The organism is Mesorhizobium sp. HAY1-8B (assembly GCF_056868045.1).
In genome coordinates, this window is the sequence record NZ_CP200321.1 from 2,847,790 (window position 1) to 2,870,236 (window position 22,447).

The 22,447-nt window shown below is 64.5% G+C and carries 18 protein-coding genes; 11 read left to right on the forward strand and 7 right to left on the reverse strand.

Going from position 1 to position 22,447, the window contains the following annotated elements; genetic code table 11:
• Positions 1-231: 231 nt before the first annotated feature.
• Genes AC1VON_RS13380 through AC1VON_RS13410 form a run of 7 tightly spaced genes read left to right on the forward strand, consistent with a single transcriptional unit; the run spans position 232 to position 7,387 of the window.
• A complete protein-coding gene (locus AC1VON_RS13380) occupies positions 232-582 on the forward strand; it encodes a RidA family protein (protein ID WP_056564911.1) in 351 nt (116 codons plus the stop codon).
• 24 nt (positions 583-606) lie between these two features.
• Positions 607-2,037, forward strand: coding sequence for a dihydropyrimidinase (hydA, locus tag AC1VON_RS13385; protein WP_483123258.1), 1,431 nt, complete (start codon positions 607-609; stop codon positions 2,035-2,037).
• Positions 2,022-2,936: a nitrilase-related carbon-nitrogen hydrolase gene (locus AC1VON_RS13390; RefSeq protein ID WP_483123260.1), complete on the forward strand. Its 915-nt coding sequence runs from the start codon at positions 2,022-2,024 to the stop codon at positions 2,934-2,936. Before hydA ends, AC1VON_RS13390 begins: the two co-directional genes overlap by 16 nt.
• A 12-nt stretch (positions 2,937-2,948) precedes the next feature.
• Positions 2,949-4,265: a Coenzyme F420 hydrogenase/dehydrogenase, beta subunit C-terminal domain gene (locus tag AC1VON_RS13395; RefSeq protein ID WP_483123262.1), complete on the forward strand. Its 1,317-nt coding sequence runs from the start codon at positions 2,949-2,951 to the stop codon at positions 4,263-4,265.
• A 13-nt stretch (positions 4,266-4,278) separates the two neighbouring features.
• Positions 4,279-5,445 carry an NAD(P)/FAD-dependent oxidoreductase gene (locus AC1VON_RS13400; protein WP_483123265.1) on the forward strand — a complete coding sequence of 389 codons (1,167 nt, stop codon included), beginning with the start codon at positions 4,279-4,281 and terminating at the stop codon, positions 5,443-5,445.
• Positions 5,442-6,725, forward strand: a complete 1,284-nt coding sequence (locus AC1VON_RS13405; protein WP_483123267.1) for a Zn-dependent hydrolase — start codon at positions 5,442-5,444, stop codon at positions 6,723-6,725. Before AC1VON_RS13400 ends, AC1VON_RS13405 begins: the two co-directional genes overlap by 4 nt.
• Positions 6,722-7,387, forward strand: coding sequence for a cysteine hydrolase family protein (locus tag AC1VON_RS13410; protein ID WP_483123270.1), 666 nt, complete (start codon positions 6,722-6,724; stop codon positions 7,385-7,387). Before AC1VON_RS13405 ends, AC1VON_RS13410 begins: the two co-directional genes overlap by 4 nt.
• On the opposite strand, the gene AC1VON_RS13415 is transcribed toward AC1VON_RS13410, so the two are convergent.
• From AC1VON_RS13415 to AC1VON_RS13435, 5 genes are all read right to left on the reverse strand, one after another.
• Positions 7,372-8,859: an N-acyl-D-amino-acid deacylase family protein gene (locus AC1VON_RS13415; protein ID WP_483123273.1), complete on the reverse strand. Its 1,488-nt coding sequence runs from the start codon at positions 8,857-8,859 to the stop codon at positions 7,372-7,374. The two genes, AC1VON_RS13410 and AC1VON_RS13415, sit on opposite strands and share 16 nt — an antisense overlap.
• 12 nt (positions 8,860-8,871) lie before the next feature.
• Positions 8,872-10,413, reverse strand: a complete 1,542-nt coding sequence (locus tag AC1VON_RS13420) for a trimethylamine methyltransferase family protein (protein WP_172351700.1) — start codon at positions 10,411-10,413, stop codon at positions 8,872-8,874.
• Positions 10,414-10,435: 22 nt separating this feature from the next.
• Positions 10,436-11,404 (reverse strand): D-2-hydroxyacid dehydrogenase, encoded by a 969-nt coding sequence (locus AC1VON_RS13425; protein ID WP_483123276.1) that lies wholly within the window; start codon positions 11,402-11,404, stop codon positions 10,436-10,438.
• An 8-nt stretch (positions 11,405-11,412) separates the two neighbouring features.
• Positions 11,413-12,321, reverse strand: coding sequence for a dihydrodipicolinate synthase family protein (locus tag AC1VON_RS13430; protein ID WP_172351698.1), 909 nt, complete (start codon positions 12,319-12,321; stop codon positions 11,413-11,415).
• A gap of 65 nt (positions 12,322-12,386) precedes the next feature.
• Positions 12,387-13,805, reverse strand: a complete 1,419-nt coding sequence (locus AC1VON_RS13435) for an MmgE/PrpD family protein (protein ID WP_483123281.1) — start codon at positions 13,803-13,805, stop codon at positions 12,387-12,389.
• 167 nt (positions 13,806-13,972) lie between these two features.
• On the opposite strand from AC1VON_RS13435, the gene AC1VON_RS13440 reads away from it, so the two are divergent.
• The 4 genes from AC1VON_RS13440 to AC1VON_RS13455 all read left to right on the forward strand — a co-directional run bounded on the left by AC1VON_RS13440 (position 13,973) and on the right by AC1VON_RS13455 (position 20,270).
• On the forward strand, positions 13,973-14,860 hold the full coding sequence (locus AC1VON_RS13440; protein WP_172351697.1) for a LysR substrate-binding domain-containing protein: 888 nt from the start codon (positions 13,973-13,975) through the stop codon (positions 14,858-14,860).
• 194 nt (positions 14,861-15,054) lie between these two features.
• Entirely contained in the window at positions 15,055-16,710 is a 1,656-nt protein-coding gene (locus AC1VON_RS13445) for an ABC transporter substrate-binding protein (RefSeq protein ID WP_172351696.1), read from the forward strand.
• Positions 16,711-16,835: 125 nt separating this feature from the next.
• Entirely contained in the window at positions 16,836-19,256 is a 2,421-nt protein-coding gene (locus AC1VON_RS13450) for a GcvT family protein (RefSeq protein ID WP_483123286.1), read from the forward strand.
• A gap of 111 nt (positions 19,257-19,367) precedes the next feature.
• Positions 19,368-20,270 (forward strand): SMP-30/gluconolactonase/LRE family protein, encoded by a 903-nt coding sequence (locus AC1VON_RS13455; RefSeq protein ID WP_483123289.1) that lies wholly within the window; start codon positions 19,368-19,370, stop codon positions 20,268-20,270.
• 90 nt (positions 20,271-20,360) lie between these two features.
• On the opposite strand, the gene AC1VON_RS13460 is transcribed toward AC1VON_RS13455, so the two are convergent.
• Complete coding sequence (locus tag AC1VON_RS13460) at positions 20,361-21,266, reverse strand: allantoinase PuuE (protein WP_483123292.1); 906 nt, start codon at positions 21,264-21,266, stop codon at positions 20,361-20,363.
• A gap of 32 nt (positions 21,267-21,298) precedes the next feature.
• Positions 21,299-22,366 (reverse strand): pyridoxal phosphate-dependent aminotransferase, encoded by a 1,068-nt coding sequence (locus AC1VON_RS13465; protein ID WP_483123295.1) that lies wholly within the window; start codon positions 22,364-22,366, stop codon positions 21,299-21,301.
• Positions 22,367-22,447: the final 81 nt, after the last annotated feature.

The following is a 22,447-nucleotide window of genomic DNA, read 5'->3' on the forward strand; positions in this document are numbered from 1 at the left end:
ATGCATTGCGACGGCTCCCCTTGGCAGTCACGCCGGCCAGCGGCTGCTCTCCCAGACGTAAGCTACACCTCGCCATGCATGCCACAAGCGAAGATTGACACGGCTATGGCGTCATTTTTTTTGGCCATCCCGGTGGCGGAAAACGGCGTTGCGCCGTGCGACAGGCTTTACAGCCCTTTTGCACGCTCCCTACGATAGGTCACCCGCCGAAGATCGAGAGGAGACCAGGGGATGACGATCGAACGTCTTGAGAACGGGCAACGCTTCTGTCGGGTGCTGCGCTACAACGGCACCGTCTATGTCTCCGGCCTGACGGCGGACGACCTTTCCGGCGACACCACCGCGCAGACGAAGCAGATTTTCGCCAAGATCGATACCCTTCTGGCCAAGGCCGGCAGCGACAAGTCGAAGCTTCTCAGCGCCCAGATCTGGCTGCGCGACATCGCCGACTTCGAGATGATGAATGCGGCATGGGACGCCTGGATAGACCGCAGCGCCATGCCGGTGCGCGCGACGGTCGAGGCACGACTTGCGGGTGATCAGTATCGCGTCGAGATCATGGTCACGGCGGCCGTCGGCTGATACCGATTGGGGTGGGCAAACCGTATGCATGAGCTGGTGATCAAAGGCGGAAGGGTTGCGCTCGACAACGGTTGGGCCGAATGCGACATCGCCATCGACGATGGCCGCATCGCCGCCATCGGGACCGGCCTGTCCGGTAAATCCGTGATTGGTGCCGGCGGTCGTTGGGTCATGCCCGGGGGCATCGACGCCCACTGCCATCTCGACCAGCCGGTCTGGGGCGGGGCCGGCAATGCCGATGATTTCGAGTCCGGCACCATCTCTGCGGCCTTCGGGGGCACCACATGCATCGTCCCCTTCGGCATGCCGGGTCCGGACATGACGACGATTGGCGCCGTGGACCGCGCTCTCGATCGCGCCGCAGGGCGCGCGGTGATCGACTACGGGCTGCACGCGGTGGTGACCATGGGCACCGGCCCCGATGTCGAGCAACAGCTTTCGCAACTCGCCGGACGCGGCATCGCCTCGGTCAAGCTGTTCATGACTTATCAGGGTTTTGCGGTCGACGACGATCTCTTCTTCAGGGTACTCGATACCGCGCACAGGCTTGGCTGGATCGTCATGGTCCATGCCGAGAACGATGCCGCCATCCGGCGCACGCGCCAGAGGCTGATCGATCTCGGCCGAACCGACATGCGCTACCATGTCGTTGCCCACAGCGAGACGATGGAGCGCGAGGCCACGCATCGTGCGCTGGCCTTCGCCGAAATGACAGGCGCGCGCATGACCATCGTCCACGTCTCCTCCTGGCAGTCGGCCGAGGAGGTGGCGCGGGCGCGGGCTCGTGGTGTGGATGCGATCGCCGAGACCTGTCCACAATATCTGTTCATCGGCGCCGCCGATCTCGACCGGCCGGCCCTGGATGCGGCGCGTTTCGTCTTTTCACCGCCGCCGCGTTCGCCGCGTAGCCATGACCATCTGTGGCAAGCGCTTGTCGATGGCGGCATCGATCTCTGGTCCTCCGACCATTCGCCCTATTTCTTCGCCGACAAGATCGCACGATCGCGGACGCCCGGTTTCACCACCACGCTAAGCGGCATCCCAGGCATCGAGACTCGTCTGCCGCTGCTCTTCTCTGAAGGACTGCTCTCCGGCCGGCTGACGCTGGAGCGCTATCTCGATCTCACCTCGCGCAATGCAGCGGCGATCTATGGCCTGGCCCACGCCAAGGGCCGGATAGCGATCGGCCTCGATGCCGATCTGGCGCTATGGGATCCCACGGCGGCCTGGACGCTCGGTCATTCGGCCCTGCATTCGCGCGTCGACTTCACCCCCTATGAGGGCAGGAGCGTCACCGGCAAGCCGACCACCGTGCTGGTGCGCGGCGTGCCGGTGGTCGCCGACGGCGTGCTGCGGGTACAGCCTGGGTTCGGACAATTCGTGGAGCGCAGCGCGGCTGATCCGGCCCGCTCGGGAAAACCAGTCGAGGAGACGACGCCATGGCTCGATGCCTGACCATAGCGGTCGCCCAGACCGGACCGATCCAGCGCAGCGCCTCGCGTGCCGAAACCGTCGATCGCCTCGTCCACTTGCTGAAACAGGCCACGGCCGCGGGTGCGGAGATTGTGGCGTTCCCCGAGATGGCGCTGACCACCTTCTTCCCGCGCTGGCGCATCGACGATCAGGCTGAGATCGACGCCTTCTTCGAACAATCGATGCCAGGCCCCGAAACGCAGCGCCTCTATGATGCCGCCGCGCGCCTCAAGGTCGGCTTCGCGCTCGGCTATTGCGAGATTACCAGGGAAGACGGTCGCACGCGTCATTTCAACACCATGGACCTTGTCGGTCCGGATGGGCGCTTCATCGGCCGCTACCGCAAAATGCATGTGCCGGGGTCCAGCGAGCCGGAGGAAGGCACCACCACGCATCTGGAGCGGCGCTATTTCGAGCCCGGCAATCTCGGCTTCCCGGTCTTCGACTATCGCGGCGTCCGCGTCGGCATGGCGATCTGCAATGACCGCCGCTGGCCCGAAACCTACCGCATGCTTTGCCTCAACGGCGCCGAGGTCGTGCTGCTCGGCTACAACACGCCGCTGCTGCTGGACGAAGCGCCGGCGCTGGCGCATCTCAGGATGTTCCACAACCATCTGCCGATGCAGGCCGGCGCCTATCAGAACACGCTGTGGGTGGCGGCCGCCGCCAAGGCTGGGCTGGAAGACGGCCAAGCACTGATCGGCGGCTCCTGCATCATTGCGCCGACCGGCGAGATTGCCGCGCAGGCGATGTCGCTCGGCGACGAGATCATCGTCCATCGCGCTGACCTCGACCTGATCGAGACCTGCCGGAAGGTGAATTTCAACTTCGCGCTCTACCGCCGCCCCGATCAGTACCGGCGTATTTCGGAACCGGTCTGAGATCGAAACGAGATGGGCCTGATCGAAGCCAGCCATAGCCAAGCCACGATGATGCTCTCGACCGATCCACTTTCGCTGAGCGAGATCGTCGAGAACGGTCTTTGCATTGGCTGCGGCCTCTGCCGATCGATCGCCGGTCCCGGCGCGGTCGAGATGGTGATGACGCCGGAGGGGCGCGAGCGGCCGGTGGCGAACCAGGCATTGGACAGGTCGACGCTGATGCTGATCAACGCCGTCTGTCCGGGAACGCGCATCGCCGGTCCGCCGCCGGCGCAGGCAAGCAATGCCGCGTTGACGGACACCGTCTGGGGCCCTGCCGAACGGCTTGTGCTCGGCCGCGCGGGAGATTCCACGGTGCGGTTTGTCGGCTCGGGAGGCGGGGTGCTGACCGCGCTTGGCCAATTCCTGCTGAGCTCCGGACGCGTCAAGTTCGTGCTGCATGTCGCCGCGTCGCATTCCCAGCCGATGCGCAGCGAGCGCCGGCTTAGCTTTGATGCCGCTTCGGTGCTTGAGGGCGCCGGCTCACGCTATGGCCCGGCTGCAGCCCTGGTGGATTTCGGCGAAATCCTCGATCGCGGCGAGCCCTTCGCGCTGATCGCCAAGCCTTGCGACATTACCGCCGTTCGCAACCTGGCGCGGCTCGATCCCCGCGTCGATGATTTGATGCGATATGCCTTGGCCTTCGTCTGCGGCGGCGCCTCGGATTTGTCGAAATCGGAACAGGCGTTGCAGCGCTTCGACCTCGGCGAGGATGAGCTCAAATTGTTCCGCTATCGAGGTCACGGTAATCCCGGCCTCAACCGAATCGAAACCAGCGACGGGCGCGCCTTCGAACTCACCTATCGGCAGCTGTGGGAAGACGAGGACAAATGGATGATCCAGCCGCGCTGCAAGATCTGCCCGGACGCGATCGGCCAGGTGGCGGATATAGCGGTTCATGACGCCTGGTTGAACGGCGGGCCGGCGGTCGAGGACGAGGCGCTCAACGGCATCATCGTGCGCACAAGGCGCGGCCTTGAGTTGTTCGACGCGGCGGTCGAAGCCGGCGCGCTGGAGATTAAGCGGGAAACCAATATGGCCGAAATCAGCGAATTGCAGTCGCACCAGGTGCGCAAGCGGCGCGCCGTCTGGGCGCGGCTGAAAGGCATGGCTATCGCCGGCAAGCCGATGCCTTTTGTCACCGACCTCGCACTTGAGGATTGCGCTGCGCAGAATTCGTTGGCCGAGAATCTGGCCGAGGGGCGCGGCGCCCGCGACCGCGCCCGGCGCGGACGTCTGGGCGAGCCGCCTGCCGTGCCGCGTGAAAGCAAGGCTGTGCGATCGTGTTGAAGGATGAGTTGATATGAGTGCCGCCGAGCAAACCGAAATCATCATCATTGGCGGCGGCATGGCCGGCGCCGGCGCTGCCTTCGAGATCTCCCGCTCCGCCAAGGTGGTCGTGCTCGAGCGGGAAAGCCATTGCGGCTACCACACCACCGGCCGCTCGGCGGCGAGCTTTACCGAAAACTACGGCAACGGCATCATCCGCCGGATCGTGCTGGCGAGCCGGTCTTTCCTGACCGAACCGCCGGCTGGCTTCACGGATTATCCGCTTCTCAGCAAACGCGGCATGATCACCGTGGCGCGCGCCGATCAGCTCGATCTCCTGGCTCAGGATCTCGAGGCCGCGCGGGCGCTGGTCCCGTCGATCGCCGCCATGACACAAGCCGAGGCGATTGCGCGCGTGCCGGTGCTGCGCGCGGACTATCTCGCCGGCGCCTATATCGAACCGCATTCGATGGACATCGATGTGAACGGCCTGCATCAGGGTTTCTTGCGCGGCGCACGTGCGCATGGCGCCAGGATCGTCACCAATGCCGGCGTCAACGCCATCGGTCGGCAAGGCGGCCAATGGCGGGTCGAAACCCCGGCAGGAACATTCCTTGCTTCACAGATCGTCAATGCCGCCGGTGCCTGGGGTGACGAGATCGCCGTCATGGCCGGGGTACGCCCAATCGGCCTGCAGCCGAAGCGCCGCACCGCCTTCAACATCCCGGCGCCCGCCGGTGTCGACATCACCGAGTGGCCGCTGGTCAACGATGTCGGCGCCGAATTCTATTTCAAGCCGGATGCAGGGCAGTTGTTCGTCTCGCCTGCCGATGCGACGCTCTCAGCGCCGATGGATGCCTATGCCGAGGATATCGATGTGGCGATCGGTGCTGAGCGTCTCGAACGGGCGACGACGATCGAAGTGCACCGCGTGTCGCGCTCATGGGCGGGCTTGCGGACCTTCGTCGCCGATGGGTCACCGGTGGTAGGACCGGATGACGAGGTCCCGGATTTCGTCTGGCTGGTCGGGCAGGGCGGCTACGGCATCAAGACCTCGCCGGCGCTGTCGCGCATCTGCGCCAGCCTGATCGCGGGCAAGGGCTTTCCAGACGATGTCGCAAGGCAGGGCGTGTCGATGGACGATCTCACGCCACACCGGCTGCGCAACGTCGAGTCCCAAGCCACGCAGGTTGCGTCATGAGCGATGCCTCCCTCACGGCCGGCGGCAGGCTGGCCGGGCATCTGCTGGAGAGGCTTGCGCACGCCACCACCGATGCGCCGGGGATCACGCGCATCGCCTATGGACCCGGTGAACGCTTCGCCCACGATCTCGTGCGCGACGAAGCGGAAAAGCTCGGCGCGACGGCGCGTGTCGATGCCGCCGGCAACCTCTATTTGACGCTGAAAGGCTACAACCCCGACCTGCCGGCGATCGTCGTCGGTTCGCATCTCGACAGTGTGCCGCATGGTGGCAATTTCGACGGCGCCGCGGGCGTCGTGGCCGGGCTGGCGGTAATGGCCGAACTGGTCGGGCAAGGCATCCAAATGCCGCGCGATCTTGTCGTGCTGGCGATGCGCGCCGAGGAAGCGGTGTGGTTTCCGTTGTCCTATCCCGGCAGCCAGGCCGCACTTGGGCTGCTGGAGCCGGCGGCGCTGGACGCGAAGCGGTCGGACAGCGGACGCACGCTTGCGGATCACATGCGTGATGAAGGCTTCGACCCCGATGCCGTGCGGCGTGGTGTGCCGGGCATCGATGCCGGCCGCATCGCGGCTTTCGTCGAAGTGCATATCGAGCAGGGACCGCGCCTTGTCGAATCCGGCGCGCCGGTCGGCATCGTCACCGGTATTGCCGGGGGATTCCGCTATGTCGATGCGAAATGCCTTGGCGCCTACGCGCATTCCGGCGCCGAGCCGCGCTTTGCCCGCCATGACAGCGTGCTCGGCTTTGCCGATCTGGTCGCCGGCCTTGAAGCGGAGTGGGACGCGCTCGAGCGTGAGGGCCATGAGGCCACCATCACCTTCGGTCGGGTGGAATCCGATCCGAGCCAGCACGGCGGCAGCCGCGTCCTGGGCGAACTCCGCTTCACGCTCGATGTGCGCAGCGCCGAGGCTGCTGTTCTTGAACGGGTCGACGCAAGGCTGCACGCGCTCTTCGGCGAAGTCGGCACGAAACGCGGCGTCAGCTTCGAGGCCGGGCCACGTTTCACCTGGGAGCCGGCGACCATGTCGCCGGCTCTGATCGCGAGGCTGGACCGCGCTGCCACCGAACTGCAGATGCGGGCGCCGCATGTGCCGAGCGGGGCGGGGCATGACGCGGCCACCTTTGCCGGCGCCGACATTGCTACCGCCATGGTCTTCGTTCGCAACGAGAACGGCAGCCACAACCCGCATGAAGCGATGGAAATCGCCGACCTCGATCAAGCTATCCGTCTTCTTTTCCGTTTCGTCACCGACTTCGACAATCCCCTGGGACAGCCATGAACCTTGCCGCGACAGCCCTGCTCTCCATCGATTTGCAGAACGAATACCGCCCCGGTGCGGCCTGGCCGGTGATCGGCTATGACGCCGTGCTCGCCAATGCCGCCACGCTGATCGCGGGCGCTCGTGCGGCGGGCGTGCCGGTCATCCATGCGCAGGCCTGGGTGAAGCCGGAGGAACGCGACGGCTATGCGCGGCAGGAGGAGATCCTGACCGAGGAATTCCGCTCCGCCGTGGCCGGCAGCGATGGCGCGGCGATCTGCGCAGAAGTGGCGGCGCTGCCCGGTGACATCGTCATCCACAAGCACTGGCCGAGTGCCTTTCGCCGCACCGATCTTTCAAAACGGCTTGCCGACCTTAAGGTCGAGAACCTGATCGTAACCGGCGTGCTGACCGACAGTTGCGTGACCGAGAGCGTGTTCGACGCGGTCTACCAGGGTTTCAGGGTCTGGCTGGTCAAGGATGCCTGCGGCAGCATGAGCGAAGCCATGCACCGTACCGGCATGCTCGACATGGCCAACCGGCTCTATGGCGGCGGCATTCTTCGCCTGCCCGAGGCGCTGAAGGCGCTCGGTGGCCAACCCTTCGACGGCTGGCGCTGCACGCGGCCGGTGGAATTCGTCTACACGCTCGAAACGGTGGACCGGATTTACGAGGCTCTGTGATCGGCGCCGCAGCCGCATGCGCCCCTGACGACCCTTGAGGCCGAGGGCTTGAGGACCGTGCCAGGCAGTGCGCCGGTCGCCCTGCCGCCGCGCCATACCGATACGCCGTTGACGAAGACATGCTCGATGCCGGCGGCGGGCCGACGCGGCTCCTCGAACGTGGCGGTGTCGATGATCGTGTCGGGATCGAAGACGACGAGATCGGCGAAATTGCCTTCGACGAGCAGCCCGCGTTGCGCGATGCCGAATTCCTTCGCGGGCAGACCGGTCATCCGGAACACGGCCTCCTCCAGGCTGAACAAGCCGACATCCCTGGCATAATGGCCGAGCACGCGCGGAAAGGTGCCCCACAGGCGCGGATGCGGGCGGATATCGTGCGGCAGGCCGTCCGAGCCGATCATGGTGCGCGGATGGGCGATGATGTTGCGCACATCCGCCTCGTCGAGCTGGAAATAGACGGCACCGGCCGGCAGCAGGCGCTCACCCGCCTTCCGCTCGCTGCAATTCCATTCTCGCGCAATGTCGGCGATCTCGCGCCTGGCCATCTCGGGATGCGGATCGGACCATGTGACGAGGATCTTCAACCCGGTGTCGCAACGTTCCAGGCGAAGCACGGTAGAGCTTGCGGCATAGGGATAGACATCCAGGCCGATGTCCATCGTCTCGCGCGCCCGGTCGATCCTTTCCAGTGACGGACGGCTCTTGCCGAAATTGGCGCGGCCGGTGCACTGATGGTGCGAGATGAACAGCTTGCCGCCGGCATGATCGGCAATGTCGATCGCTTCCTCGATCGCCTCGTCCATCGTCTCGAAATAGTTGCGTGTGTGGGTGACATAGGGGCCGCCGAGGCCGGCCGCCATGGCTGCGAGCGCCTTGACCTCCTCGGTCGAGGACTTCACCGCCGGCGGATAGTCGAGCCCGGTGCTGAGGCCGAAGGCTCCTTCGGCCATCGCCTCGGCGACCGCCTCCTGCATCGCCGCCGTCTCCGTTTCGTTGGCCGGACGGTCGGTCACCGGCATGCAGCGCTGGCGCAAAGTGGTGTGCCCGACCAATAGAGCCGCGTTCGTTGCGATACCGCGCCGCTTGAGCTCGGCGACATAGTCGGCAAAGCGATCGAAGCGGAAATTCTCGCGGCCGCCGACCAGCGTGAAGGGCGGCGGTGGCGTCCTGTCGAGAAGCAGCGGCGCCAGGCTGACGCCGCAATTGCCGGCGATCACCGTCGTCACGCCCTGGCTGATCTTCGGATCCATGCCGCGGGGCGCCAGCAGCGCGCCGTCGTCATGGGTGTGCACGTCGATGAAGCCGGGCGCGACCACCTTGCCCCTGGCATCGATCTCCTCGATGCCCTGTGCGTCGTCCAGCCGCCCGATGGCGGCGATCCTGTCCCCGGTGACGGCGATGTCGGCCTCGAAAGGTTTCGAGCCGTCGCCGGCGATCAGCGTCGCGTGACGGATGACGAGATCATAGTGCATGGGGCAGAGGTCCTAACCTTCCGGATTGGCGGCGATCTCCTCGCGGCGGTGCGCGACATAGGCGTCGAGTTCCTCGCGGATCGCGGGGTCCATCACCGGTTCTTCGTAATCGTGCAGCGCCTGCTGCCAGAGCTCCGTCGCCCGCTCCAGCGCATCCTTGCCGCCGGCCTCCTCCCAGGCGCCATGGTTCTGCCAGTTGGAGAGCATCGGCTGGTAGAAGGCGGTGGTATAGCGCGACATGGTGTGCTCGGCGCCGAAGAAATGGCCGCCGGCCGGCACCGACTTGATCGCTTCGAAGCCCAGGTCGTCTTCCTGGAACGGCAGCGGCCGCAGGAATTCCATCATGTTCTGCAGGATCTCGACGTCCAGCACGAGCTTTTCATAGGACGCTGTCAGCCCGCCCTCCAGCCAGCCTGCCGCATGGTAGATCAGATTGGCGCCGCCGAGCACCGCGCCCCACGTCGCCATCTCGGTTTCGTAGGCGGCCTGCAGATCAACCACGTTCGAGGCATTCGCATTTGAGGTGCGATAGGGGAGGTTGTAGCGCCGCGCCAACTGGCCGGCGATGATGTTGGCCTTGGCATTCTCGGGCGTGCCGAAGGCCGGCGCGCCCGACTTCATGTCGACATTGGAGGTGAAGGCGCCATACATCACCGGCGTGCCGGGATTGACGAGCTGGGTCAGGACCACGCCGAACAGCGCCTCCGCGTTCTGCTGGCAGAGTGCGGCGGCCAGCGTCACCGGCGTCATCGCGCCCATCAGCGTGAAAGGCGTGACGGTCACCGGCTGGCCGTGCTCCGCCATGGCGATCAGGCCCTCCGCCATCGCGTCGTCGAACAGGCGCGGCGAGTTGATCGAGATGATCGTGGTCACGCCAGGCGAGGCGCGCATCTCCTCGACGGAGATGCCGCGCGCGATCGCCATCATGTTGATGCCGTCCATGGCTCGCGAGCGGCCGATCGCGGTGCAGTGGAAGGAGAGGTCGCTCAGCGTCAGATTGGCATGGTAGGTGTCGAGATGGCGCGCATTCGCCGGCAGCTCCATCGGCGCCACCACCTGGTTGCCGATGATGTGGATGGCGTTGAAGTGGTGCGCCAGCCGGATGAAGTTCTGGTAGTCGGCAAGATTGCCCTGACGTCGGCCGTTGATGCGGTCATGTACGTTGGGCGGGCCGGCCACCAGGCCGAAGACCAGCGAGTTACCGCCGAGATGGACCTGCTTTTCGGGATTACGGCTGGTCAGCGTGAAGGAGGACGGCACCGCCCGCAGCGCTTCGCGCACCAGGCTCTCATCGATGCGGATGGTCTTCTCTTCGCGATCGACGATGGCGCCGGCGGAAGCGAACAGGTCCATCACCCGCTCGCTCATGACGCGGATGCCGAGTTCGGACAGGATGCGCATTGAGGTGTCGTGCAGTCGCTGCATCCGCTCTTCGTCGAGAAGCTGCATGGGCGGATAGGGATTCTTGACGCTCTGCCACGGCAGTTGCGCGATGCCGCCACCGCTGCGCCCGAGCTTCGATCTGCGGCCGCCGCCGCGCCTGTCCTGTGACATCGGATTTATTCCTTCCCGGCTTTCAATAGCCGCGCTCCGGACTGACCACATTCTCCAGCGGCTCGCCGCGGCGATAGCGCGCCAGATTGTCGGTGAACATGCGCACCGACTTTATGTCCCAGCCGTCATAGACCGCGGCGCAATGCGGCGTGATGGCGACGTTGTCGTAACCCCAGAGAGGATGCTCGGCGGGTAGCGGCTCGGTCGCAAAGACGTCGAGCGCCGCCCCCTTGATCCGCTTGTCGTCGAGGGCTTCGAGCAGCGCCGTCTCATCGACCACGCCACCGCGCGAAATATCGATTAGCACGGCGGAGGGCTTCATCGCGGCGAAGGCCGCCTTGCCGAGCAGGCCGCGCGTGGTCGGCAGCAAAGGCACGCAGCAGATAATGAAATCGGCACGGCCCACGAGTGGCAGCAGCGCGTCAACGCCATGAACCTCATCCAGGTTTGGTGTCGGCTTGGGGCGCGCGCGGATGCCCAGCGTGCGCATACCCATCGCCTGCGCCCGTTTGGCGACGGCCTCGCCGGTCTTGCCAAGGCCGATGATCAGCACCGTCTTGCCTTCGATCGGCTCGACGCGGCCGCTGCCCCACTGTCGTGCCTGCTGGCGGCCCGCAAAGCCGCGCAGGTCGAGCGAGAAGGACAGCATGGCGCCGAGCGCATATTCGGCAAGCATGCCGGCGGCAACGCCCGCGGCGTTCGTCACCGTCAGCCGCTCCGGGTCCCAACGTCCGAGATGATCGGTGCCGGAGCCACCCACCGAGACCCATTTCACGGTTGGGCTTTCGACCAGGGCCTGGCGCGGAAAGCGCGGCGTACCGTCGAAGCGGACGGAATAAACCACTTCCGCCGCCACGCGCCCGATCAATTCGGGCAGCGCGGCGTAACTGTCGCAAGCATGGATCGCGAGGTCCGGATGCGTCTCCATCAGCACGGCCAGCGCCGCGCCCGGCCGGTCTGTGTGCAGGATGACGGATGGTTCAGCCGACATGATGCCGCTCAGTTCCGGCCAATGTGATCTGCCGAAGAGCCGAGCGCCGCGAGCAGTTTCTCACCGCTTTCGAGCGTTGCATTCTCGTGTGGAGCGCGCAGGTTCAGCCAGCGCTGGTCGCCGGAGCGCACCGCCAGCACGGCCTTCATTGCCGGGATCAGACCGGCATCCTGGATGATCTTGCGGAACGCCTTGATCGTCGCATCCGCCTCGGCAATGTCCTCCCCGGCCAGCGTACGCTCGTAGAGCGAGCGGATGGCCGCGGCGTTGAGGTTGACCGTGGCCGAGATGCAGCCTGCCGCGCCGCTGGCCAGGCCCTTGGTCAATTGCGCTTCAGAACTCGGGAAAACCGCAACCTCGGGGGCGGCGGCAATCACCGCTGCCGTGTTGTTCCAGTCACCGGCGCTGTCCTTGTAGGCGACGACCGTTTCAGGAAACGCCGCACTCAGCCGGGCGGTCAAGGCCGGGCTCACCGGCACACCGGAGTTCTGCGGAATATGGTAGAGGATCATCTTCATTGCCGGGTTCGCAACCCGCTCGATCAGTTCGCTGTAGTAGCGCGCCTGGCCGCTATCGCCGGCGGCGGTGTAGAAGAAGGACGGCAGCACCATCACTCCGGCACAGCCGAGCCCGACCGCGTGCTTCGACAGTTCGACGGTTTCGGGCAGCGCGGTGACGCCGGTGCCGGGCATCAGGCGGTCTGGCGAAATGCCGGCTTCGATCAGCCACTCCAGCGCCCGCATGCGCTCGCCCAGCGAGAGCGACAGTGCCTCGCCGGTGGTGCCGAAGGGGGACAGGAAATGCGCGCCCTGGTCCAGCACCCATTTGGCATGGGACACAAAGAGATCGCGTGCAATGCTGCCGTCGTCAGCGAATGGCGTCAGGATCGGTGCGATGGTTCCTTGCGGGCGGGTCATCTGTGTCCTCTATGCGTGATGGTATTCGATGCCGTGTGTGACCGCCGCTGCCGCCGCCCGGGCCGCTACCACGCTGGCCGTTGCAGCATCCTGGTGATGACAGGAGGATCGTAAAGCAATGCCGAGAGATCGCTGAAGAGGCTGTCGCGGTCGTGGAGCGACAGCACCGTGTCGCGGATCGCCTCGGCGCGGCCCTGTCCCAGCACCGGTGCGGCGAATTCCATGTACTTGGCCTCGATTTCGGCTTGCGTTAGCGGCGCCTCCGGTCCGCCGCGCGCATGGACGTCGCCCGAAGCGAGGATCCGCCCATCTGATGTCGTGATCGCCACGTCGGCCCAACGGCCGGCCGGAAAACGGGCACTGTGGCGCTCCGACTCCAGGACCGTGATGCGGCTCAGCATATCCGCCACGGCGGCATCCTCCAGGCCGCTGCCGGAAATGTGCTCGAGTCCGATACGGCCATGGACGATAAAGGTCGCGACGGCGAAGCGCAGACTGTACTGCGCCTTCGAGGTCGTGTCCGGCATGCCGTCGAACAGCGTTGCGGCATAGTGGAAACTGTTCACCTCGACGTGGCTGATGTCGGAAGGCGCGAGATGATGCGCATGGCAGAGCCCGCGCGTCGCGTCGATCGCGGCATGCGCCCAGCGGCAGATCGGGTACGGCTTCACATACTGATGCAGCACCTGCCAGAAGGCGCCGAGATCCTGCCAATGCGGCGCGACCTCGGGTTCCTCGATCGTGATCGCCGGGGCGCCGGTAAAGCCGCGTTCGGCGAGCACGGCCGCGGACAGGCCGATCAGCGTGCCGATGCCCGAGCCGTCATGCAGCATCGTCGGGTTCGCGATCTCGCGCATCATCTGGCTGCGTGGGCCGTGATATTCCGCAATGCCAAGCGCCTGGCGCAGTTGATCGTCGCCGAGCCGCCGCAACCTCGCCGCCACCGCGACGACGCCCAGCGCATTCCAGGCGCCCGATGTATGGTAGTCCGACACGGTCGCGTGCAGCGCGATGCCCGCCCGCCCGGCAATTTCGTAGCCGACGACCAGGGCCGCCAGTGCCTCCGGCCCGCCAAGGTCGGGGCGTGCTTCGGCAAGCGCTGCCAGCGCCGGCACGACAGCGACGCCGATATGGCCCTTGGTCGGGCTGTATCCGTCATGGCCGTCGAGATTGTCGATCTGTGTCGCGGCCGCATAGGCGGCTCCCGCGATGCTGGCACGGCGTCCATCGAAAAGCATGCGTGCCGAATGCCGCGGGTCGGTAGAACCGTAGAGAAGTGCTGCGGTGTCGCGGGCAATCCGGCCCGCTTCCATCGGACCGGCGGCAACGGCAATGCCGATTGTGTCCAGCAGGAGGTAGCGCGCCTGCTCGAGGACGGAGACGGGGAATGCCGCCGCCGGCCGCCGTAACACGAAATCAGCCAGGCGGACGGTAACGCTGGTACTCGCGTCAGGCCCTTCACGCCGATGCGACGGCACAGCCACTTGCATTACTCCCCTCTGCGTCACGACATCATTAATTTGGGTTCATCGCGCTTTCACGCAATTAGTTCGGCGGCATTGGCCAAAAAAATTCACGTCTTGTGGTCGGTCACGATTGAACGCCAGCCCGTCTGTGGGATAGCTATCACTGCGTCTTGCAGGAGTTAGCGATGAAGCCGCCACCCCCGTTGAACTATATCAGGTCCTTTGAGAGTTCGGCCCGGCATCTCTCCTTCACCGCCGCCGCCAACGAACTCGGATACACGCAGGCCGCGGTCAGCACGCATGTCCGCGCGCTCGAACATTACATCGGACGGCAATTGTTCATCCGCTATCCGCGCAGCCTCAAGCTCACCGAAATGGGCGAGGCCTTCCTGCCGACCTTGCGCCAGGCCCTCGATCAGATCGACCAGGCAACGGAGGCGATCGTAACCTCGTCGCGCAACCGCACCGTGGTCGTCTCCTGCCCGATGAGCCTGGCGGAGAACTGGCTGGCCGGCTGCATGGCCGCGTTTCGCAAGAAGCATCCCGAGATCGAGATCGTGCTGCACGGCACGATCTGGGAGGATATGAGCGAGCAGATCGCCGACATCACGATTTCGACGCGGCGTTTCGACGACCGTCCGCCCGCCGGCATCCCGCTTTGGAACGACGAACTGCTGCTGCTCTGCGCGCCTTCGCTGCTCGAAGGCGAGCATGCCGTGAAGGCGCCGGCAGATATCCTCAAGGTGGACTGGATCTTCGTGCATGGCCGCCAGGAATACTGGCAGGTTGTTGCCACCGCGCTTGGCGTCGACATGGACGACCACGACAAGGGGCTGTCGACGAACGCCTCCAACATCGCGCTCGAACTCGCTGCCATGGGGGCCGGACTGGTCGCCACCCAGCGGTCGCTTGCCCATGCCTATCTGCGTCGCGGACTGCTCGTCGAGCCCTTTCCGGTTCGGCCGCCAAGCCCCTGGAATTACTACCTCACCGAGAGCCAGCTCTCGAAAGGAAACATCGCTCGCATCGTGCGCGAATGGATCCTGTCGCGAGCGCGCGAAGACGGCGCCTGACAGCCGTCCGCGAGCGGGCAGCGGGCCTGCGCTCAAAAATTTGACACGCCAATGGCGTCGTTTTTTTAGGTCTTTAGGGCCGGGTTTTGGCGGTTCTTCACGGCTTGAGCCCTTCCGGGATTTTTGCATCACCCCTAACATGGACATCGCAAGGGGAATGTAACGGGCGGAAAGCCCTGAACCGGAGAACAACGATGACAATGTTCAAGAGCAACGGTGACCGCGTCCCGGCGGTCATCGAAAGCTACGCAGCCGAAGTCAAAAGCGGTAAGATGGATCGCCGCGAATTCCTGGCCATGGCAAGCGCGATGGGCGCGTCCACGGCGTTCGCCTATTCGATGGCCGGTATTGCCCCGGCCAAGGCCGCGACGATCGTGCCCGGCAAGAAGGGCGGCATCCTGAAGATGCAGATGATCATCAAGGACATGAAGGATCCGCGCTCCTGGGACTGGTCCGAGATCGCCAACGTCATGCGCCAATGCAACGATTACATGATCCGCTACACCACCGACTTCACCTTCGAGGGACATCTGGTCGAGAGCTGGGAAGTGAGTGACGACGCCACGCAATACACGCTGCATCTGCGCAAGGGCGTGAAGTGGTCGAATGGCGACGACTTCAACGCCGACGACATCGTGCACAACATCGAACGCTGGTGCGACAAGGCGGCCGAGGGCAATTCGATGGCCGGGCGCATGAACTCCCTGATCGATCCCGTTACCAAGAAAGCCGCGGCCGGCGCCATCACCAAGGTCGACGACCACACGGTGAAGCTGAAATGCAATCAGTCCGACGTCACCATCATTCCGGGCTTTTCCGATTATCCGGCGGTCATCGTCCATCGCGACTTCGACAAGAACGGCGCCGACATGCTCAAGACGCCCGGCACCGGTCCCTATGAGCTGATCTCGTACAAGGTCGGCGAGTCGGCCTCGGTGCGGCGGCGCAAGGACTTCACCTGGTTCGGCGGCGAGCCCTATCTCGATGGCGTCGACTGGACCGACTACGGATCTGACGCGTCCAACCCCGCCATCGGCAGCGCCTTCGAGGCCGGTGAGATAGATTGCAACTACCAGACGGTGGGCGGCACGGTCGACCTCTATGACAGCATGGGGCTGGTCAAGGAGCAGGTGGTCACCGCCGGCACCATCGTGCTGCGCACCAATGTGACCAACAAGCCGTATGACGACAAACGCGTGCGCAATGCCATCCAGCTCGCTGTCGACAATGAGACGGTGCTGAAGCTCGGCTACAGCGGCCTCGGGCAGGTCGCTGAGAACCACCATGTCTGTCCGATCCATCCGGAATACTACGCGCTGCCGAAAGTTCCGCGCGATCTCGCCAAAGCCAAGGCGCTGATGGCCGAGGCCGGCCAGACGGATCACGAGTTCGAGCTGATCTCCTACGATGCGGACTATGTGAAGGACCCGGCCGACGTCGTCGCCGCGCAGATGCGCGAGGCCGGCTTCAAGGTCAAGCGCACCATCATTCCGGGCTCGTCGTTCTGGAACGACTGGACGAAATATCCGTGGTCGACCACCGATTGGGGCATGCGGCCGCTCGGCGTCCAGGTGCTGGCGATTGCCTATCGCAGCGGTGAGGCCTGGAACGAGTCGGGCTACGCCAATCCGGAATTCGACAAGAAGCTCAGCGCGGCGCTCGCCGTGGCGGACGTCGACAAGCGCAAGGAACTGATGAAGGACGTCGAATCCATTCTGCAGGACTCCGGCATCCTCGTCCAGGCGTTCTGGCGTTCGCTGTACCGGCACCACGCCACCTATGTGAAGAACCTTGGCATGCATCAGACATTCGAACTGCAGCTGGATAAGGTCTGGCTCGACAAGGCATAGGTCGGTTCAACCACAGCAAATATCTCGGGGGCGCATGTTGCGCCCCCGAACTCGCCGGGCGACTGCGATCGACCAGTCAGCTAAGTCAAACGCCAGGATAAAGTCGCCGTACAAAGGGAAGAAACATGCGTACTCATGCACAAGCCGTCGTCATCGGCGGCGGTCTGATCGGCTGCTCGATCCTCTATCACCTTGCCAAGTTCGGCTGGACGGATGTCGTCCTCCTGGAGCGCAGCGAACTGACCTCCGGTTCCACCTGGCATGCGGCGGCAAACATCCACGGCTTGCACAATTCCACCAACATCAGCCGCCTCCAGCACTACACCATGGCGCTTTACAAGGAGCTGGAAGCCGAGACAGGCCAGGGCTGCGGCATCTTCCAGCCGGGCTCGCTCTATCTCGCCCAGACCGAGGCACGCGAGCATCAGCTGAGGCTCCAGGAAGCCAAGGCGCGGCGCTACAAGATGAATTTCTACGAGGTCGCGCGTGACGAGGCGGAGCGGCTGCATCCGCTGGTCGACTTCGACGGCATACGCTGCATCATGTACGAGCCGGAGGGCGGCAATGTCGATCCGTCCGGCGTCACCGCCGCCTACGCCGCCGGCGCGCGCCAGCGGGGCGCCGAGATCCATCGCTTCACACCGGTCACCGCGACCGAGGCCCAAGCAGACGGCAGCTGGATCGTGCGCACGCCGAAGGGCGACATCCACACGCAATGGGTGGTCAACGCCGCCGGCCTGTGGGGCAGGGAGGTCGCCGCGATGGCTGGCCTGCAGCTGCCGCTGATTCCGACCGAGCACCAGTATTTCGTGACCGAGACCATTCCGGAAATCGCCGCCATGGGCCGCCGCTTGCCTTCGGTCGCCGATCGCGACGGCGAGTACTATCTGCGCCAGGAAGGCCTTGGGCTGCTCATCGGCGCCTATGAGCGCAAGATGAAATTCTGGGCCGAGGACGGCACCCCGCTGGACTTCGGCCACGAACTGTTTCCCGACGATCTCGACCGTATCGAAGAGAACATGCTGCGCGCGATCGCGCGTGTGCCGGCCGTCGGCACAGCCGGCGTCAAGAAGGTCATCAACGGGCCGATGATCTGGTCGCCGGACAGCGCGGTCCTGTTCGGGCCGGTGCCCGAACTCAGCAACTATTTTTGCTGCAACGGCATCATTCCTGGTTTCTCGCAGTCGGGCGGCATGGGCAAGCTGGCAGCCGAGTGGATGATCGAGGGTGAGCCCTCGCTCGACATGTTTGCCTGGGACATGGCGCGCTTCGGCCACTGGGCCGGCAAGGCCTTCACCAAGGCTCGCGTCCAGGATCAGTACAGCCATCGCTTCAAGATCCATTTCCCCAACGAGGAACGCGCCGCCGGGCGACCGGTGCGGACCAGGCCTGCCTACGACATGCAAAAGGAAATGAACGCCGTCTTCGGCCTCAATTTCGGCTGGGAGCACCCGCTGTGGTTCGCCGCCGAGGGCGAGCCACGCGAGGAGACGATCGGCTTCACGCGCCAGAACTGGTGGGAACCGGTGGGCCGCGAGGCGCGCATGCTGCGCGAACGCGCCGGCATCATCGACATCTCCAATTTCGCCAAATACGAGGTCAAGGGCACTGGTGCCGAGGCCTGGCTCAATGCGCTGTTCGCCAACCGCATGCCGGCAAAAGTTGGCCGCTCCTGCCTCACGCCGCTGATTGGCAAGCGTGGCGGCATCGCCGGCGACTTCACCGTGACCAGGCTCGCCGACGACGAATTCATGGTCATCGGCTCCGGCATGGCCGAGCGCTTCCACCAAAGGTTCTTCAAGGCCGTTCCCTTGCCCGAGGGCACGACCTTCCGCTCGCGCACCGAGGAGCTCTGCGGCTTCAACGTGGCGGGACCGAGCTCGCGCGAACTGCTGCAGCGCCTGACCAATGAGGATCTGTCGAACGAGGCATTCCCCTTCATGCAGTCGCGCCGGATCGCCGTCGCCGGCATCGATGTGATGGCGCTCAGGGTGTCCTTCACCGGCGATCTTGGCTGGGAGCTGCATTGCAAATCCGCCGACCAGGTCGAGCTTTACGATGCGCTTCTGAAAGCTGGCAATGAGGTTGGTGCCGGACCGGTCGGATCGCGCGCGCTGATGTCGCTGCGCGTCGAAAAGGGCTATGGCAGCTGGAGTCGCGAATATTCGCCCGAATATTGGCCGCAGGAGGTCAGGTTCGATGGCCTTGTCAAAATGGACAAGGGAGCGTTCCTGAACCGCGATGCCTATGCCGCCATCGCCGGCAAGCCGGCGCGCGATGAACTCATCATGCTGTCGATCGATGCCAGGGACGCCGACGCAACCGGCGGCGAACCGATCTTCCTCACCGATGGCACGCCGATTGGACAGGTGTCTTCGGGCGCCTATGGCTATTTCGTCGAGAAGTCCCTGGCACTCGGCTATGTCAAGGCCGGCTCGGCCAAGGCCGGAGACAAGGTCTCGGTCGCCATACTGGGAAGGCCGCATGAAGCGATCTTGCTGCCGCATCCGCCATTCGACCCCGAAGGCAAGCGGTTGCGCTCATAGAGACCCGACCATCCCTCCATTCGACGAACTGACGAAAACCGTGACCGGCCGGAAACGCCGGCGAAGCTGAACGAGGAAGATTTCGACCATCTGAAAACAAAGGGGAATCGCATGATCAAATGGCATCTGCTGGGCACCATGCTTGCCCTGGCCCTCACATCCTCCGCGCATGCGGGAGACGTCAAGGTCATCAATGAAGACGCGTGGTTCGCTGAAGGTCCGATCTGGTATCAGGACAAGCTCTTCTACGTCGAATACGGCCGCGGCACAGTGACTGTATGGGACGGCAAGAAGAACGAAATCTTCTGGAAGATGGACGGTTGCGGCCCTTCAGCGGTGTTGCCGACGAGCTCTGGCGAGTTTCTTGTTACCTGCTACGACAGCAACTCGATCGGCCGCATCTCCGCCGACGGCAAGACGCTGCCGGCCTATGACAAGGACACGGACGGCAATCCGTTCAGCGGACCGAATGACTTCGCGCCCGACAAGGATGGCGGCATCTACTTCACTGGGTCCGGCAAGGGCGGACCGCTGATCGACGCCTCGGCCTACTACATCGGCAAGGACGGCAGCGTGAAGAAGGTTGCCGGCGACCTGCACAATGCCAATGGCTTGGTCATGTCGAACGATGGAAAAATCCTCTACCTGGTCGAGACCGAGGATAACAGGATCATCGAATTCGATGTCCAGCCCGACCACGGCCTGAGCAACCGCCGCGTCTTCCTGCGCCTCGATGATCTGTTCCCGAACCAGCCGCATATCTGGCCCGACGGCATCAAGATGGACAAGGCTGGCGAGATGTATATCGGCCAGAGCCCACGCTCGCTTGATGCGCCAGGCAAGATCATCGTCGTCGACAAGGACGCGAAGCTGCTGCGCACGCTTTCGGTTCCGTCGCCATCCATGCCGAATTTTGCCTTCGGACCGGATGAGAAGGTGCTCTACGTGATGGCTCTCGACCAGATCGATGCAGCACCCTGGCACGGCAAGGTTTACGAGGTTCCGAATAAGTAGGGTGTTGCCGGCGGCCAGAGCAATTCCAGGAAAAGTGCGAAGCGGTTTTCCGTCCGGAATTGCGTCAAAACAATGCCGCCGAATGCTTTCTCATCCGCCGAACCGATCCAGCCAATGTTGGGCAAGGTCGGAGCGGCGGCAGATCCATATGTCCGGATTGGCCCTGATCTTGTCGAGGAAGCGGGCGAGCCCGATCATGCGGCCCGGCCGGGCCGCCAGCCGGCAGTGCAGCGAGACTGTCATCATGCGCGGCGTCTTTTCGCCCTCGGCCAGCAGCCAGTCCACGCCATCGCTGACATATTCGAAGAACTGGCTGCCAGTCTCCAGGCCGGAGCCGCGCGAGAACCGGCTGTCATTGTTGTCGAAGCTGTGCGGGACGACCAGATGCCGCTTGGCATCGACGTCGACAAAATAGGGCAGGTCGTCATTGTAGTCGTCACAGTCGAACAGGAAGCCGCCGTGCTCCACCACCAGCCGCCGCGTGTTGAGACTGGGCCGGCCCGTGTACCAGCCGAGCGGGCGAATGCCGGTCAAGCGCTGGACCGTGTTCACGGTCATCGCGATGTGATCGCGCTCCTCTTCCTCGCTCAGCGGCGCATAGTCGATCCAGCGCCAGCCATGGCAGACGATATCGCTGCCGAGTTCGGCAATCGCCTTGCCTGCGGCCGGGTTGAGCTCCAGCGCTCGCCCGACGACGTAGAAAGTCGGGACGATGCCCTTATCGCGAAACAACGAAGCCAGACGCCAGACGCCGACGCGTGAGCCGTATTCGTAGAGCGATTCCATGTTGCGGTTGCGCAGGCCCGGCACCGCGGGGGACACGGCAAGGTCCGACAGGATCGCCTCGGAGACGCCGTCGCCCTCGCCGATGCTGTATTCGGCGCCTTCCTCATAGTTGACGACGATGTTGAGGGCGAGCTTGGCGCCGCCGGGCCACTGCGCGGCCGGCGGCTTGTCGCCATAGCCGATGAAGTCACGGGCGGGCAGGTACGTCATCTCTCAATCTCCCCAGGATGCAGTCGCCGGATCTATTCGCCGCGCATGTCGATCAGTATGCGCAGCGCCCGATCCATCATCTCTTGCGGGCCGACCGTCGCGCGCAAACAGTCGGTGAGCCCGTAACCGCCCAGGCTCCGCAGGATGATATCGGCACCGCGCAAGCTTCTCTCGGCCGCCTCCGCGGCGGCTGCGCTGGAGAAGCGGATCAGCACGAAATTCGTCCGGCTTTCGGGAACATGGTACCCGGCGGACCGCAGATCCTGCGCAAACCGGTCGCGAATTCCGGCCGTGCGGGCTACCGTTTCGCGCATATAGGCCTGGTCCTCCACAGCCGCGACGGCCATGGCGAGGCTAGGCGTCGTCACCTGGTTCGAATTCTGCATCTTGCGCACTTGCGCCCCGACCGAAGGTGCAAACAAGCCCCAGCCGACGCGCGCCCCAGCCAGGCCGTAGGCTTTGGACAGGGTGCGCAGCACCACGGTGTCGCCGCGCAAGGCAAGCGCGAAGATCGGTCCGGGGTCCTGGTCGTCGAATTCGCCATAGGCCTGATCGATCACCAGCAGCACGTCCGGCCGCAACGCCGCGCGCAGCCGCAGCAGTTCGCTGTTGCCGATACGGGTGCCGGTCGGATTGCCGGGATTGCAGACGAAGACGATACGCGTTGCTGGCGTGACGGCAGCCAGGATGCTGTCGATCGAAACGGTGAAATCGCGCTCTTCTGCCTTGATGTAGACCGCACCGACGCGCGCGGCGGCCGATGCTGCGAAATTGTAGGCATAGGCGGTGCCCAGCACCTCATCGCCTGGTCCGGCGAATGCCGCGACGGTGCAGCTGATCAGCTCCATCGAACCGGCGCCGCACAGGATCAGGTCGCGCTCAACCCCATAGGCTTGCGCGATCGCCCCGCGCAGTGCCGTCCAGTCCGGGTCGGGATAGAGATGGCTGCGGCCAATCGCGTCCTGGCCGGCGGCGATCGCCTTAGGGCTGGGCGGAAAGGCGCTCTCATTCTGAGCAAGGGTAGGCCCGTCATAGCCGCCGAAATTCGCAAGCGCAAAGGCAGACATGGCCTCGATATGAGCTACTGCTTTCAGCGGCACGCTGCATCCATCGGAATTTGGATGTCGACCATTTCGCGCAACCACCTTTGTTGGACCAGCTCATGGGCAGGCTACAATCCG